The organism is Stenotrophomonas maltophilia (genome assembly GCF_001676385.1).
Classification (GTDB): Bacteria; Pseudomonadota; Gammaproteobacteria; order Xanthomonadales; family Xanthomonadaceae; genus Stenotrophomonas; species Stenotrophomonas maltophilia_J.
Genome location: NZ_LYVJ01000009.1, coordinates 38580 through 52466, shown reverse-complemented (window position 1 = coordinate 52466; position 13887 = coordinate 38580). Strand labels below are relative to the sequence as shown.

Below are 13887 nucleotides of genomic sequence, written 5' to 3'. Positions count from 1 at the left end.
GAGTCGCCTGGCAGTCGATTCCGCCCTCAGCGCCGGCGCGGGAAATGCAACGGCCACCGGCATTGCGCCGGTGGCCACGGTCACGACCGCGTGACGTCCTTACCGGCGGGTGCCGTCGAGCCAGTTCGGGCCCTTGTTGGTGAGGAAGAACACGTAGACCACCAGCGATACGGCGATGGTAGCGGTCACGTAGAGGGCGAACCAGTCGACATGGCCGGTCTTCAAGGCGCCCTGGTACAGCAGCGGCGCGGTACCGCCGAACAGCGAGTTGGCCAGTGCATAGCCCAGGCCTACGCCCAGTGCACGCACGTGGGTGGGGAACAGCTCGGCCTTCACCACCGCATTGATCGACGTGTAGCCGGTGAGGATGACGAAAGCCAGCGCCAGGGTCAGGAAGGCCAGGGTGGCGTCATGCTGGTGCGGCAGCTGGGTGATCAGGTACCAGCTGTACAGCACGCCACCGACGCCGAAGAACACCAGCAGGGTCTTGCGGCCGATGATGTCCGACAGCCAGCCACCGACCGGCTGCAGCACCATCAGGAAGGCCAGCACGCCCAGGTTGATCAGGGTGCCGGTCATCGGGTCATTGGCGGCGAAGGCACTCTGGATCATCTTCGGGCCGTTCACCGAATAGGTATAGAAGGCCACGGTGCCACCGGCGGTGATCAGGAAGCACAGCAGCAGCGGCCGCCACTGGTGCACGAACAGTTCGTACATCGAGCCGGACTTGCTGGCCTTGCCTTCGCGTGCGGCTTCGATGGACGACTCCGACAGCGACTCGTCCATGCCCCGGCGCAGCCAGAACACCACGACCGCAGCGATACCGCCGATGCCGAAAGCGATGCGCCAGCCCCACTCCGAGATCTCTGGCTTGCCCCAGAAGGTCAGCATCAGCAGCAGGGTCAGCTGGGCCAGCACATGGCCGCCGACCAGGGTGACGTAGTGGAAGGAGGACAGGAAGCCGCGGCGGCCGGGAATTGCGGCCTCGGACATGTAGGTGGCGCTGGCGCCGTACTCGCCGCCAGTAGCGAAGCCCTGCAGCAGGCGCGCGAACAGCAGGATGATCGCCGCCCAGATGCCGATGCTGGCCGCGGTGGGCGTGATCGCAATGAGGAACGAGCACAGGGCCATCACTGTGACCGACACCGTCAGTGCCAGTCGACGGCCATGGCGGTCGGCGAAGCGGCCGAAGAACCACGCGCCGATCGGGCGCATCAGGAAGGTCGCCGCGAAGATTGCCCACACGTAGAGGGTGGAGTTCTTGTCTTCCGGCGAGAAGAACTGCGACTCGAAGTACACGGCGAACACCGAGTATACGTAGACGTCATACCACTCCACCAGGTTGCCGGCGGAACCTTTGAGTGTGTTGGAGATCGACCGCCGCAGGGCGCGGCCGTCGGTACCAGGTGCAGCGGATTGGGGCGTAGTGCTCATCTGGGTGGAAATCCTCGATGCGGCGCATCCGTGCGCAGGGAAAACGGTGCACGGCCATCGGGGCGGCGCAGCCGGGCAGCCCTCCTGGTACTGCATCCCACCGTCAACACGGGGTAGCAGACCAGGACAGCATGCATGGGTGGATGACAGCGTGCCACCGTACGGGGTCCCGGACCATACTCAAAACGTCCTAGAATCCGCGTTCCCCCGGCCCCCTGGTGTGTCATGTCGGCTCCCCCCTCTTCCTCTGCGGCTGCCCCCCGGGGCGGCCTTGTCGCGCTGGCATTGCTGCTGGTCTATGTGGTCTGGGGCTCGACCTACCTGGGCATCGCCAAGGCCCTGCACGGCGGCGCGCTGCCGCTGACGATGGTCTCCGGCAGCCGCTTCATCATTGCCGGTGGCCTGATGTTCCTGGCCTTGCGCCTGTTCTGGAAGCTGCCCAACCCGACCCTGCGGCAGTGGCGCAACCTGGTCATCATGGGCGTGACCATGCTGGTGCTGGGCAACGGCATGGTGGTGCTGGCCGAGCGCGAGGTGTCCTCGGGGCTGGCCGCCACTGCAGTGGCCTCGGTGCCGCTGTGGATGGCACTGTTCTCGGCCCTGCGCGGGCAGCATGCGAGCCGCGGTGAGTGGCTGGGCATCGCCATTGGCTTCCTGGGCGTGGTCTGGCTCAACGCCGGCAGCAGCCTGACCGGCTCGCCGACCGGGCTGGTGCTGCTGCTGATCGCGCCGATCGGCTGGGCGTTCGGTTCGGTGTGGGCACGCGGCCTGGACCTGCCTGGCCCTTTCATGACCGCGGCCGGGCAGATGATCTGCGGCGGCGTGCTGCTGGTGCTGATCGGCCTGGCGGTCGGCGAGCGCCCGACCACGCTGCCGGACACCGGTGGCCTGCTGGCGATGGCCTACCTGTGCGTGTTCGGGTCCATCGTTGCGTTCACTGCCTACGTGTGGCTGCTGCAGAACGTGCGCCCGGCGCTGGCCGGGAGCTATGCGTACGTCAATCCGGTCATCGCGGTGCTGCTGGGCGCGCTGCTCAACGGTGAACGCTTCGGCTGGCGCGACCTGCTGGCGATGGCGGTGATTCTGCTGGGTGTGGTGGTACTGACGATGGCAAGGACGCGCAAGCAATGAGCATGGACGAGAAGGAACAACGCCGGGGCCTGCTGGTCACCGCCTCCACCTTCGTGATCTGGGGCCTGGTGCCGGTGTACTGGCACCTGCTCAACGAAGTGCCTTCGTTCCAGATCATCGCCCACCGCATCATCTGGAGCACCGTGCTGGTGCTGGGCTGGCTGCTGCTCAGTTCACGCCTGGGCTGGTGGCGGAAGATCGCCGCGCAACCGCGCGCGCTGCCCATCCTGCTGGTATCGAGCCTGACCATTGCCTTCAACTGGGGCCTGTATATCTGGGCGGTCAACGCCGGCCATGTGATCGAGACCAGCCTGGGCTATTTCATCAACCCGCTGGTGAACGTGCTGCTGGGCGTGCTGGTGCTGAAGGAGCGCCTGCGACGGCTGCAGTGGGTGGCCGTGGCGATGGCCGCGGTGGGCGTGACCTGGCTGACCATTGATGCTGGCACGCCACCGTGGATCGCGTTGGGCCTGGCCTGTTCGTTCGGCCTGTATGGCCTGCTGCGCAAGCTGGTTTCGGTCGATCCGGTCGCTGGCCTGGGAGTGGAAAGCCTGTACCTGTTCCTGCCCGCGCTGGGCTTCGCGCTGTGGGCGGAGAACGGCCACGGCGGCGGCTTCTTCGGTGGCTGGGGCTGGCGCAACGATCTGCTGCTGATCTTCGGCGGCGTGGTGACCGCCGTACCGCTGATCGGCTTCGCCTACGGCGTGAAGCGCATCCCGCTGTCGCTGGTCGGCATCCTGCAGTACATCGCGCCGAGCCTGCAGCTGCTGCTGGGCGTGTTCTTCTTCCATGAAGCGTTCGACCTGGGCAAGGCCATCGGCTTCGCCGCGATCTGGGCCGGCCTGATCCTGTTCGTCGGCGACAACATCCGCACGATGCGGGCGGCGCGGCGCTAGCGCCGGGAGGATCCAGCCTGGCGGGCGTGGCGGACAGGCACGCAAAAAAGAACGGCGCCCCGAAGGGCGCCGTTCTGCTTCCATCCACAGCCAGGAGAGAGATGGCTGCGGCGGGAACGCGGACGCAGGCTCAGAAGCGCTGCTGGTACTTCATGTACATGAAACGGCCGATGTCGAAGCCGCCGTAGTAGACGAAGCTGCTGTTGGGCTGGCTGTACATGACCGGGCCCTGGTGGTCGAACACATTGTTCAGGCCCAGCGACACGGTGCCATTCCACGGCAGGCTGTAGCGCACCTGCAGGTCGTGGAAGGTGTTCGAGCCCACCTTGTTGGTCGGCGAGGCATCGGTGTAGGCCGAGCTGAAGCCCGGCAGGTTGCACTCGTCCATGTAGGAACACTTCTCCTTCATGCTGGAGTAGTAGCGCGCGGTCCAGCCGACCCCAAGGTTGCCGTACTGCCAGTCCAGGTTGAAGGTGGAACGCACGCGGAAGTTGCCGCCCCAGCTGGTCAGCTGTTCCACCGGCGTGGTAGCGGCGTTGTCGTTGCGCTGCTCCAGGTAGTCGGTATAGGTGGTGTTCCAGGTAACGGCGAACCTGCCGAACGCGGTATCCGGCAGGCGGTAGCGTGCACTGATGTCATAGCCGGCAGTTTCGCGATAGCCGGCGTTGACCAGCGAGCGGTCCAGCGCATTGACCTGGCCGTTGCTGCCACGGCTGAAGCGGCCGCAGGCAGCGTCCGAACCCTGCACGTAGCACTGCTCCAGGATGTTGGTGGCCGACTCACCGACGATGGCGTTGTCGATGCGGATCTTCCACCAGTCCAGGCTGACATCCAGGCCCTGCACGAAGTCCGGGCTGTAGACCAGGCCGACAGTCCAGGTCTTGGCGGTTTCCGGCTTCAGGTTCGGGTTGGAGCCCGAGTTGAAATCGGTGGTGGCCTGCTGGCCCGGCTTGCTGGCCACGCTGCCGTCGCTGTTGACCTGGCGGAAGTTGGCCGGCACCTTCAGCGCCTGGCAACGAGCGGCGACGGTCGGGCTGGTGGCAGCAGTACCGAACGAGGTATCGCAGGGGTCGGTGAACGAGTCACGGCTGCTGACGGTGCCGCCATACAGGTCGTCCACGGTCGGGGCACGGAAGCCGGTGCCGTAGGTGGCACGCACCAGCAGGCTGTCGATCGGCTTCCACTTCAGGCCGAACTTGCTGTTGGTGGTCGAACCGAAGTTGTTGTAGTCCGAGTAGCGACCTGCCACGTCCAGCGACAGCTCGCGCGCGAAGGCAACGTCGGCCAGCAGCGGTACCTGCAGTTCCAGGTAGGCCTCGTTGAGCGAGTAGTCGCCCTGGGTCGGCTTGCCGCTGGTGCCGGCGATCTGGCCGTTCTGCACCCGCAGGTCCGGGGTGTAGCGTGCTTCTTCGGAGCGGTGCTCGAAGCCCATCGCGGCCATGATGTCGCCGGCAGGCAACGAGAACAGGGAGCCGGAGATGTTGGCGCTGGCCACCTTGGTGGTGGTCTCGCTCCGATCGACGAAGCGGGCGAACAGGTAGTCCTGCACGTCCTGGTTGCTCAGCGAACCCGGGCCGGTGTAGCCCATCGGGGCAGCCGGGTTCCACGGCACGCAGCCGGCGATCACGGCGTCACGGGTACCGCAGTAAGCCACGCCGTTCTCGATGAAGGACGGGCCAACGGCAAGATTGACATGCGGCTGGTACATGCTGCCGGTGCCGACACGCTCGCCCTCATTGCGGTTGTACGTGTAGCTGACGTTCCAGTCCCAGTAGCGCGAGCCGGTCTCGAAGCTGCCTTCAAGGCCCAGGCTGCCGCGCTTGGTTTCCAGGGTATTTTCGGTGCCACGCAGCATTTCTTCGGTGCGGTGCGAGAACAGCACGTCCTGGCCCCACAGGTTGAACGCGCTGTCCCGGGACAGCGCGGCGCGGCTTCCGCTACGGGCCTGTGCGGCGCTGACCGAATACGGGTAACCGGCCAGATGCTTGGTCGATTCGCGCTTGCTGTACATTGCGTCGGCGACGATGCGCAGGTCGTCGTTGATCGAGAAGCCGCCGTTGGCGAACACCGAGGTGCGCTCCAGGCCGGTCAGCAGGCTCATGTTGGTCTTGGTGTTGGCACCATCGGCCGGGTCGGGCGCGTGGAAGTTGCCGGCATGGGTCGGGTCGCCGCCCGGGCCGACGGTCAGCGGCTTGCCGCCGACGGTGACGGTGCCCCATGCCGTGGTGCCGTTGAGGCCATCGTCGGGGTGGCGCGGGCCGTTGACGTAGCGGCTGAACTCACGCGCGCCGCCCATCACTTCGTCTTCCCGGGTGCGCTCGGCACCGACGCTGAACCAGCCGCGCTCGAAGGTCTTGCCGAAGGTGGCGCTGTAGGCGCGCTTCTGGCCGTCGCCTTCACTGTACTGGCCGACGTAGGCGCTGGCTTCGCCACCATCGAAGTTCTTGCGGGTAATGATGTTGACTACGCCGGCGATGGCGTCCGAGCCGTACAGCGCTGAAGCGCCGTCGGTCAGTACTTCGACGCGCTCGACGATGGCCGAGGGGATCGAAGCCAGGTCGGAGTAGCCACCGGCGCTGACGCCCATGCGACGGCCGTCGATCAGCACCAGGCTGCGTTCCGGGCCCAGGTTGCGCAGGCTCACGTACATGCCGCCGAAGTCCCGCGAGGATGTCAGCGACGAGGCGCGGCTCATGCTCGGAGAACCGGCAGCAGTCACGTCCTGCAGGATGTCGGCGACGTTGACGTAGCCCTTCTTCTCGATCTCGGCGCGGTTCAGCGCCACGACCGGCTGTGCGGTTTCAACGCTGGCCTGGCGGATGCGCGAGCCGGTGATCTCGATGCGGTCGAGGTTGGTGGTGTTGTCGCCCGCATCCTGTGCAAAGGCGGGGGTGGTGCAGCTGGCAGCGAGCGCGATGGCGATCGCGTTGCGCAGCGGGGTGGTCTTCAGGGACATCCGTGAAATCTCGTGTTTCAGTAAAAACAAGCGCCCGTCTATGGGCGCGTGGGGTGCTGCAAACCAACGTGGGGGGCGGGATTCTAGAGTGTTTTCATTCGAAACTGTTTGTCACTGCGCCGCGGATGGGCGCGAAAATGAATCGCAACCAACAATCCACAGATGCGATGTGCGCAACGTCACGCGCGTTGCGTTTGCGATGCGCAGAGGCATCGATAGCGGCACAAACCCGGCATGCTTGAGTGCTAGCGACAACACGTCGCAGTGCACAGCCATGCGCAGGCGCTCTTCAGTTGTGACGCGCCCGCCTGCATGGAATGCTTGTCGCGTTGTCACCGAGCGAAGGAGATGGAGGAGTGATTCATCTTGAAGAGGCACGCCGTCGCGTGGAGGCCGCTCTCGCCGACGACGAAGAGCCGGTTGTCATCACGCACGAGCATGAGGTGGTCGGAGGCTGGCTGTTCTGCTTCCAGTCGTTGCGCTACCTGCAATCCGGCGAGATCTCGGATGCGTTGGCCGGTAATGGGCCGATCTTCTTCGACACGCAGACGGGCGAGCAGCACGCGCTTGGCGCGGCATATGCGCCTGAGGAAGCCCTGCGCCAGCATCAGGCACTGCGCGCCCTGTCATCCGGCGCCACCTCGCCGGGCTTCTGAGTCCAGAGACAAAAAGGGGGACGGAGCCTTCGCCCCGTCCCCCTGCAGAACGTCCATTCAATCGGTGCGTGATGCTCAGGTTTCGCGCAACGCCGTGGTGATCGGCAAACGCGCCGCGCGCAGCGCCGGGAACAGGCCGCCGACCAGGCCGATGCCCAGCGCCCATTTCAGGCCGGTCCACAGCAGTTCCGGCGACACATGGAACTTGAACACCACCGCGCTGAAGTTGCTGCCGATGGTGGACACGCTGTAGCCATTGAACAGCAGCCAGGCCACCGCGCAACCGAGCAGGCCGCCGAGCAGGGCCAGCAGCATGGTCTCCAGCATCACCGCCGTCACCACGGGCAGGCCACGGAAGCCGATCGCGCGCATGGTGGCGATTTCACGGGCCCGCGTCGCCACGGCGGCATACATGGTGTTGAGCGCGCCGAACACTGCGCCCACCGCCATGATCGTGCCGATCACCTTGCCAAGGATGTCGATCAGCTTGGTCAGGCCGCCGCCCTGCTTGCTGTAGTACACCCGGGTGGTCTCCACATCCAGTTTCAGGCGCGGGTCGGCGGCGACGGCAGCCTTGAACTGCTCGAAGCCGGGCTTGCCTTCGGTGCGCACGCTGATCGACTGCCAGGCGCTGCGCTGGTAGGTGGTGGCCAGCGTATCGGCGTCGGTCCACAGCTCCGAATCGTGTGCATCGCCGGTGGCGAACACGCCAACCACGGTCCAGGTCTGGTTGCCGAGGGTCAGCGTCCTGCCGACCTCCATGTCGCGGAACTGGCCCTTGGCGCCCTGGCCGACGACGATCTCACGCAGGCCGGTGGCGAACTTGCGACCTTCGACGATCCTGACCTTGTCATGCACTGCCCAGGCCTGGGGACCGACACCGCGGAACTGCGCGTTGACGTCGGTGCCATCGGACTTCGAGACAAGATTGACCACCTGCGACAGCTCCGGCGACAGCAACGGCCGGCCCTGTGCATCGCGGCTGATGCCGGGCAGGGTCGACAGCATCGGTACCTGCTCGCGGGTGATCACCGAGTTGGTCTCCGCCTGCGATCCGCCGCGCAGCACGATGGCGGTGGTGTCGTCCCCGGTGTTGTTGAGCGTGGCCTGGAAGCCTTCGCCCATTGCCAGCATTGCTACCAGCACGCCGACCACGCCAGCAATGCCGACCACGATCACCGAGGAGGCGCCCCAGCGCTGCGGCAGGCTGGCCACGCCGATACGGGTAGCGGCCAGCGCCAGCCGTCCACTGCGGGTCAGCAGCAGCCACAACGCCACCAGCGCGGCGACGGCCAGAACACCGATCCACGGCAGGCCGATCCACAGTACCAGGCCGATCGCAAGCAGCAGCACGGTTACACCGTTGCCCAGCCACTTCTTGAGCTTGTTCATCTGCAATCCTCCTCAGCGGCCGGCCAGTGCATCGACGATTTTCAGGCGCTTGGCACGCAGCGCCGGCAGCAGGCCGACGATGATGCCGATCACTACGATCAGGCCCAGGCCCATCAGCCAGGTCGGCGTCGGTACGTGTGGCGGCAGCATGCCCATGCTCTTCGGCCCGATCGCTGGCAGGATCAGCGCAGCCAGGCCCATGCCGATCAGGCCGCCCAGGCCGATCAGCAGCACCGACTCCACCATCACCAGGGTCAGCACGGTGCTGTCCTTGAAGCCCAGCGTCTTCAGCGTGGCCAGTTCCGGAATGCGTTCGCGCACGGCCTGCGCCATGGTGTTGCCGGTCAGCAGCAGCAGGGTGAAGAACACCGCGCCCATGATCGAGGTGACGATCATGCCGATGTCCGCGAACTGCTTGACGAACGCCTGCTGGAATGCCGATTCGGTCTGGGTCTTGGTCTCGTGGTCGGAGTTGGCCGAGATCGCGTCGATCGCCTGTGCCACCCGCGAAGACTGGTCCGGATTGTCCAGCGTCACCGTGTACCAGCTCACCTGGTTCTTGATGTAGTCGTTGGATTCATCGAAGTACTTCCAGTTCATCATCAACTGGCGTTCTTCATTGGCGGCCAGCGCACGATCCTTGGAGCGGTAGATGCCCTTCAGCACCAGCGGCCAGTCGTTGCTGCCGCCACGCGGAAAGATCGTTGCCTGCAGCGGAATGGTATCGCCGATCTTCCAGCCGAACTGCTTGGCCAGTGTCTCGCCGACAATGGCGCCGGTGCGGGTCTGCTTCCAGTCCTCCAGCTGCGCCGGGTCGATCTGCAGCTCGCGGTACACATCGAAGTAGTTGGGCGAGACCGAGAAATTCGGGAAGAAGTTCTTCGGGTCCTGGTAGATGCCGCCGAACCACATGCCGTAGGCGACGTCGCGCACGCCGGCCACCTGCCGGACCTGGGTTTCCAGGCGGATCGGCAGCGACTGCGTGATCGACAGCCGCGAGGCTACGATCAGGCGGTTGGCGCCTTCCACGCTGCCACCGGAAGAGAACGCCACCCGCACCGAGTCGAGCATGCCGAACAGCAGGAACGCAGCCACCACCGAGAGCAGGGTGAGCAAGGTGCGGGTGCGGCTGCGGAACAGCTGTGCCCACACCAACGAGAAGTATTTCATCGCCGTGCCTCCGTCAGTGGGCCAGCGGCGCGTCGGCCAGCTCGCCCTTGTCCAGGTGCACCGTGTGCGTGGCGTACTCGGCGGCCTTCGGGTCATGGGTGACCATGATGATGGTCTTGCCGTGCTCGCGGTTGAGCTGCTGCAGCAGGCCCAGGATCTCCTCGGCGGACTGGCGGTCGAGATCGCCGGTGGGCTCGTCGCAGATCAGGAAGGTGGGATCGGAGACGATCGCCCGGGCGATCGCCACGCGCTGCTGCTGGCCGCCGGAGAGTTCATTCGGGCGATGGCTGCGGCGGTCGGCCAGTCCGACCAGGGTCAGAGCGATCTCCGCATTGCGGCGGCGCTGCGCGGCATTGAGGTGGGTCAGCAGCAGCGGCAGCTCCACGTTCTTCTGCGCGGTCAGCATCGGCATCAGGTTATAGAACTGGAACACGAAGCCGACGTGGTGGCTGCGCCAGGTCGACAGCTGCCCGCCGCTCATCTGGTCGATGCGCTCGCCTTCGATGCTGATCTCGCCGCTGCTGGGGTTGTCCAGGCCACCGATCAGGTTGAGCAGGGTGGTCTTGCCCGAGCCGGACGGGCCCATCAGTGCGACGAAGTCGCCGCTGGCGATGTCCAGGTCGATGCCGTGCAACACCTGTACTTTCTCGGGGCCACGCTGATAGGTCTTGGTGATGTTGCGCAGTGAAACCAGGGTCGACATGGGTGGTTCTCCACGGGAGGCGGGAAACGGGGAAGCGCACCGGCGGAGGCCGCAGGCGTGCGTCGAGCGGTGCTGCCGGCGGCGCCCGCAGGCGCCAGGCCGTTACTGCGCTTGTTTCAGTTGCACCTTGGCGCCATCGCGCAGGGTGTCCGGCGGGTTCACCACCACCGATTCACCTGCGCTCACGCCCTTGAGGATCTGGCGGTCCTTGCCCATCGCCTGGCCGGCCTCGACCGCGCGCTGCTGCACGCGGTTCTCGTCACCCAGCACGAAGGCCACCGATGCGCCCTCGCGCTGGACCACGGCGCCGCCGGGCACGCGCACGCCCTGCGGCGTGGCGGCCGCCTGCGGCTGCGCCTGTTCCAGGAAGCTGACCCGCACGCCCATTTCCGGCACGATGCGCGGGTCCTTCACCTTCAGTGCCACGCGCACCTTCACCGTGGCCTTGCCGCGGTCGGCGGTGGGGATGATGGCAATGACCTCGCCCGGGATCTTCCACTCCGGATAGGCATTGAGCGTGGCTTCCACCGGCATCTTCGGCTGCACGCGGCCGATGAAGGCCTCGCCCACCTCGACTTCGATCTCCAGCGAGTCCATGTCGACGATGGTGCCGATGCCGGTGCGGGTGAAGCCGCCGCCGGCCGACAGCGGCGAAACGATCTCGCCGGGCTGTGCCGCCTTGGCGGTGACTACGCCAGAAAACGGCGCACGCACGATGTTGTTGTCCACGCCCAGGTCGGCGATGGCCAACTGATCGTTGGCCACCCTGACATTGCGCCGGGCGGTGTCCAGTTGCGCGCGCAGGCTGTCGCGCTGGGCCACGGCCTGGTCGTACTGCGAGCGCGAGACCAGTTGCTGGCCGACCAGCGCCTGCAGGCGGCTGGCTTCGGCGGCGGCCTGCTTCTGCTGTGCCTCCAGCCCGGCCACCTGGCTGCGTGCAGCCTGCAGCTGCGAGGCATACAGGCTGCGCTGGGCGTCGGCATCGATCGGGTCGAGCGTGGCCATCACCTGGCCGGCCTCGACCCGCATGCCTTCCTCGATCATCACTTCGCGTACCTTGCCGGTGATCTTGGCCGATACCGTAGCCATGCGCCGTGCAACCACGTAGCCACTGGCATCAAGCACCGAACTGCTGGCGCTGCCCTGCTGGATGGCGACCGCCGGTGCGGTTTCCACCTCCACTGCGGGGGTACGGCCGAACAGCACGAAGGCCGCTGCAGCCAGCAGCAGGATGATCACGGCCACCGCGATCCACAATCCGCGGCGGCTCCCGCCATTGCCTCCGGTGGCCGGTGGTGGCGACTTGCGATCGATGCGGAGTTCCTTCAACAGCTCGGCAGAAGCGTTCATTCGTTCCATCACAGACGTTCTTGGGTCGGGTGTGGCCGGAAGCGCGGGCGGCGGCGGTTCCGGTGGTGGAGCGTGCGGTACAGCATGAGGGCAGCCACGGCATCAACGGCAGTGACAGCTGTCATCCGAAGACACTGACGGCGGCACCTGCCGAATGTGACCCTGGCGGCACAGGATGGCAACCTCCCCGCTACCGGTACCGCCCATGGATCCGATTACCTTGCGTCTGCGCCTGCGGCCATTGCAGGCGGGCCGCCACGGCGCCGGCAAGAGTACCGCGATCCGCGCATCGTTGCGCCGGGGCACGTGTCCGGCCGATGCCGGCCAGGCCACCTGCGCGGCATCGGCCGAACTGGCATGATCGGCAACGGTCTTCCTCGCCTGGATCCGCCCGTGCCGTCGAGCTGGCTTGCCTCCCTGCTGCGCCCTGCGCCGGATTCGGCGGTGGCCGACACCCTGCGCCGCGGCAAGTCACCCTGGAGCGAGGCGATCCATCTGCTGTGGTCGGTGTGGATCTTCCTGACGCCGCTGCTTGGCAGCGGGTTCACCCGGCGCTGGCTGCTGCTGACGCTGGGCTCCTATCCCGTCTTCCTCCTGCTTTACGCCAGGGCGCTGATGGTGCCGCGCCACCAGGCGCCCCGCCATGCGCTCGGCCTGGTCGCGCTGGCCCTGGCACTGCTGCCCTGGTATCCGGCCGGGCTGACCTACTTCGTGTTCGGCTGCGTATTGATGCGGGTGAGCGGCCGAGGCGGTTGGTGGCGGTACCTGCTGCAGCTGACGGCCCTCAACCTCCTGTTCTGCGCGCTGGCGATGCTGTTTCACTATCCATGGCAGAGCCTGGTCTGGATTCCCGCCGTCTCCTACATCGTGGGACTGGTGGTGAACGTGGAGGCGCTCAACCAGCAGAAGGACGCCGCCCTGCAGCTGTCGCAGGAGGAGGTGCGGCGCCTGGCCGCCACCGCAGAGCGCGAGCGCATCGGCCGCGACCTTCATGATCTGCTGGGTCATACTCTGTCGCTGATTACATTGAAGCTGGAACTGGCGCGCAAGCTGCACGATCGTGGAGATGCACGCGCGCGGCAGGAGATCGGTGAAGCCGAAGAGATTGCCCGCGACGCACTGATGCAGGTGCGTAGCGCGGTGACCGGCATCCGTGCCAGTGATCTTGCCGGTGAACTGGCCTCGGCTCGGTTGCTGCTGGAATGCCAGCAGGTGCACCTGCATTACGCAGCGCCTCCGGCGATGCCGGTGGACGTTGAACGCGGCCTGGCCCTGGTACTGCGCGAGGCGGCCACCAATATTGCCCGCCATGCGCAGGCCACCCGGGCGCATGTGGAATTCGTACGGGAGGGGCGCATGCTGGTGATGCAGGTCCGCGATGATGGCCGTGGTGGCCTTCAGGCCGAGGGCAATGGCGTGTCCGGCATGCGCGAGCGCGTGGACGCACTGGGTGGCCAGCTGGTGGTGCAGTCGGCGCGAGGCGAGGGCACGGTGCTGACCGTGCGCGTGCCATTGGCCGCCGCGACCGCACCGTTGCCGCCAGGCACGCCTCCGTCATTGGCGCCGGAGGGCACCGCATGATCCGTATCCTGCTGGCCGAGGACCAGGCAATGGTGCGTGGCGCACTGTCGGCGCTGCTTGGCCTGGAGCCGGATATCGAGGTGTTGGGCAGCGCTGCCGACGGCGAGGCCGCCTGGCGCATGCTGCAGCAGCTGCAGCCGGACATCCTGGTGACCGACATCGAGATGCCGGGCCTGTCCGGGCTGGAGCTTGCGCAGCGCATCGCGCGTCACGAGCTGCCGATCAAGGTGGTGATCGTGACGACCTTCGCCCGTGCCGGCTTCCTGCGCCGCGCGCTGGAAGCGGGCGTGCTGGGCTATCTGCTGAAGGATGCACCGGCTGAGAACCTGGCCGAGGCATTGCGCAAGGTGAAGCAGGGCATCCGTGCGATCGACCCGCAGCTGGCGCTGGATGCGTGGTCGCAGGCCGATCCGCTGACCGACCGCGAGCGCCGCGTGCTGCGCCTGGCAGGCGAGGGCCGCACGGCCAGCGAGATCGCCGAACAGCTGGGGCTGTCGCACGGGACGGTGCGCAATTACCTGTCCGAGTGCATCGGCAAGCTGGGTGTGGCGAACCGGATCGAGGCGTACCGGCTGGCGCGGCAGAAGGGGTGGCTGTAGCGGCGTGCGCCGACGCACT

At 66.4% G+C, this 13887-nt stretch carries 12 protein-coding genes; 6 read left to right on the top strand and 6 right to left on the bottom strand.

Features of this window, described 5'->3' with window-relative positions:
- Window positions 1–99 precede the first annotated feature (99 nt).
- Complete coding sequence (locus A9K58_RS12710; RefSeq protein WP_065199683.1) at window positions 100–1434, bottom strand: MFS transporter; 1335 nt, start codon at window positions 1432–1434, stop codon at window positions 100–102.
- Between the two features lie 225 nt (window positions 1435–1659).
- Here A9K58_RS12710 and yedA point away from each other — a divergent pair, with 225 nt between their 5' ends.
- Complete coding sequence (gene yedA / locus A9K58_RS12705; RefSeq protein WP_065199682.1) at window positions 1660–2565, top strand: drug/metabolite exporter YedA; 906 nt, start codon at window positions 1660–1662, stop codon at window positions 2563–2565.
- Entirely contained in the window at window positions 2562–3461 is a 900-nt protein-coding gene (rarD, locus tag A9K58_RS12700; RefSeq protein ID WP_065199681.1) for an EamA family transporter RarD, read from the top strand. The genes yedA and rarD overlap by 4 nt, the downstream gene beginning before the upstream one ends.
- Window positions 3462–3591: 130 nt before the next feature.
- On the opposite strand, the gene A9K58_RS12695 is transcribed toward rarD, so the two are convergent.
- Window positions 3592–6417, bottom strand: coding sequence for a TonB-dependent receptor plug domain-containing protein (locus A9K58_RS12695; protein ID WP_065199680.1), 2826 nt, complete (start codon window positions 6415–6417; stop codon window positions 3592–3594).
- Window positions 6418–6773: 356 nt separating this feature from the next.
- Here A9K58_RS12695 and A9K58_RS12690 point away from each other — a divergent pair, with 356 nt between their 5' ends.
- Window positions 6774–7073 (top strand): YrhB domain-containing protein, encoded by a 300-nt coding sequence (locus A9K58_RS12690; RefSeq protein ID WP_065199679.1) that lies wholly within the window; start codon window positions 6774–6776, stop codon window positions 7071–7073.
- A 75-nt stretch (window positions 7074–7148) separates the two neighbouring features.
- Here the strand turns inward: A9K58_RS12690 and A9K58_RS12685 are convergent, their stop codons facing one another.
- From A9K58_RS12685 to A9K58_RS12670, 4 genes are all read right to left on the bottom strand, one after another.
- Window positions 7149–8465, bottom strand: a complete 1317-nt coding sequence (locus A9K58_RS12685) for an ABC transporter permease (RefSeq protein WP_065199678.1) — start codon at window positions 8463–8465, stop codon at window positions 7149–7151.
- 12 nt (window positions 8466–8477) lie between these two features.
- Window positions 8478–9635 (bottom strand): ABC transporter permease, encoded by a 1158-nt coding sequence (locus tag A9K58_RS12680; RefSeq protein ID WP_065199677.1) that lies wholly within the window; start codon window positions 9633–9635, stop codon window positions 8478–8480.
- 13 nt (window positions 9636–9648) lie between these two features.
- Complete coding sequence (locus A9K58_RS12675; protein ID WP_065199676.1) at window positions 9649–10338, bottom strand: ABC transporter ATP-binding protein; 690 nt, start codon at window positions 10336–10338, stop codon at window positions 9649–9651.
- A gap of 102 nt (window positions 10339–10440) precedes the next feature.
- Window positions 10441–11688 (bottom strand): efflux RND transporter periplasmic adaptor subunit, encoded by a 1248-nt coding sequence (locus A9K58_RS12670; protein ID WP_065199675.1) that lies wholly within the window; start codon window positions 11686–11688, stop codon window positions 10441–10443.
- Between the two features lie 205 nt (window positions 11689–11893).
- Between A9K58_RS12670 and A9K58_RS19520 the strand changes: the two genes are divergently transcribed.
- The 3 genes from A9K58_RS19520 to A9K58_RS12660 are packed head-to-tail and all read left to right on the top strand — an operon-like array spanning window position 11894 to window position 13868.
- Window positions 11894–12049 (top strand): hypothetical protein, encoded by a 156-nt coding sequence (locus tag A9K58_RS19520; protein ID WP_155760486.1) that lies wholly within the window; start codon window positions 11894–11896, stop codon window positions 12047–12049.
- Window positions 12046–13269, top strand: coding sequence for a sensor histidine kinase (locus A9K58_RS12665; protein ID WP_065199674.1), 1224 nt, complete (start codon window positions 12046–12048; stop codon window positions 13267–13269). The genes A9K58_RS19520 and A9K58_RS12665 overlap by 4 nt, the downstream gene beginning before the upstream one ends.
- Window positions 13266–13868 (top strand): response regulator transcription factor, encoded by a 603-nt coding sequence (locus A9K58_RS12660; protein ID WP_025878350.1) that lies wholly within the window; start codon window positions 13266–13268, stop codon window positions 13866–13868. The genes A9K58_RS12665 and A9K58_RS12660 overlap by 4 nt, the downstream gene beginning before the upstream one ends.
- The last annotated feature ends 19 nt before the right edge of the window (window positions 13869–13887 follow it).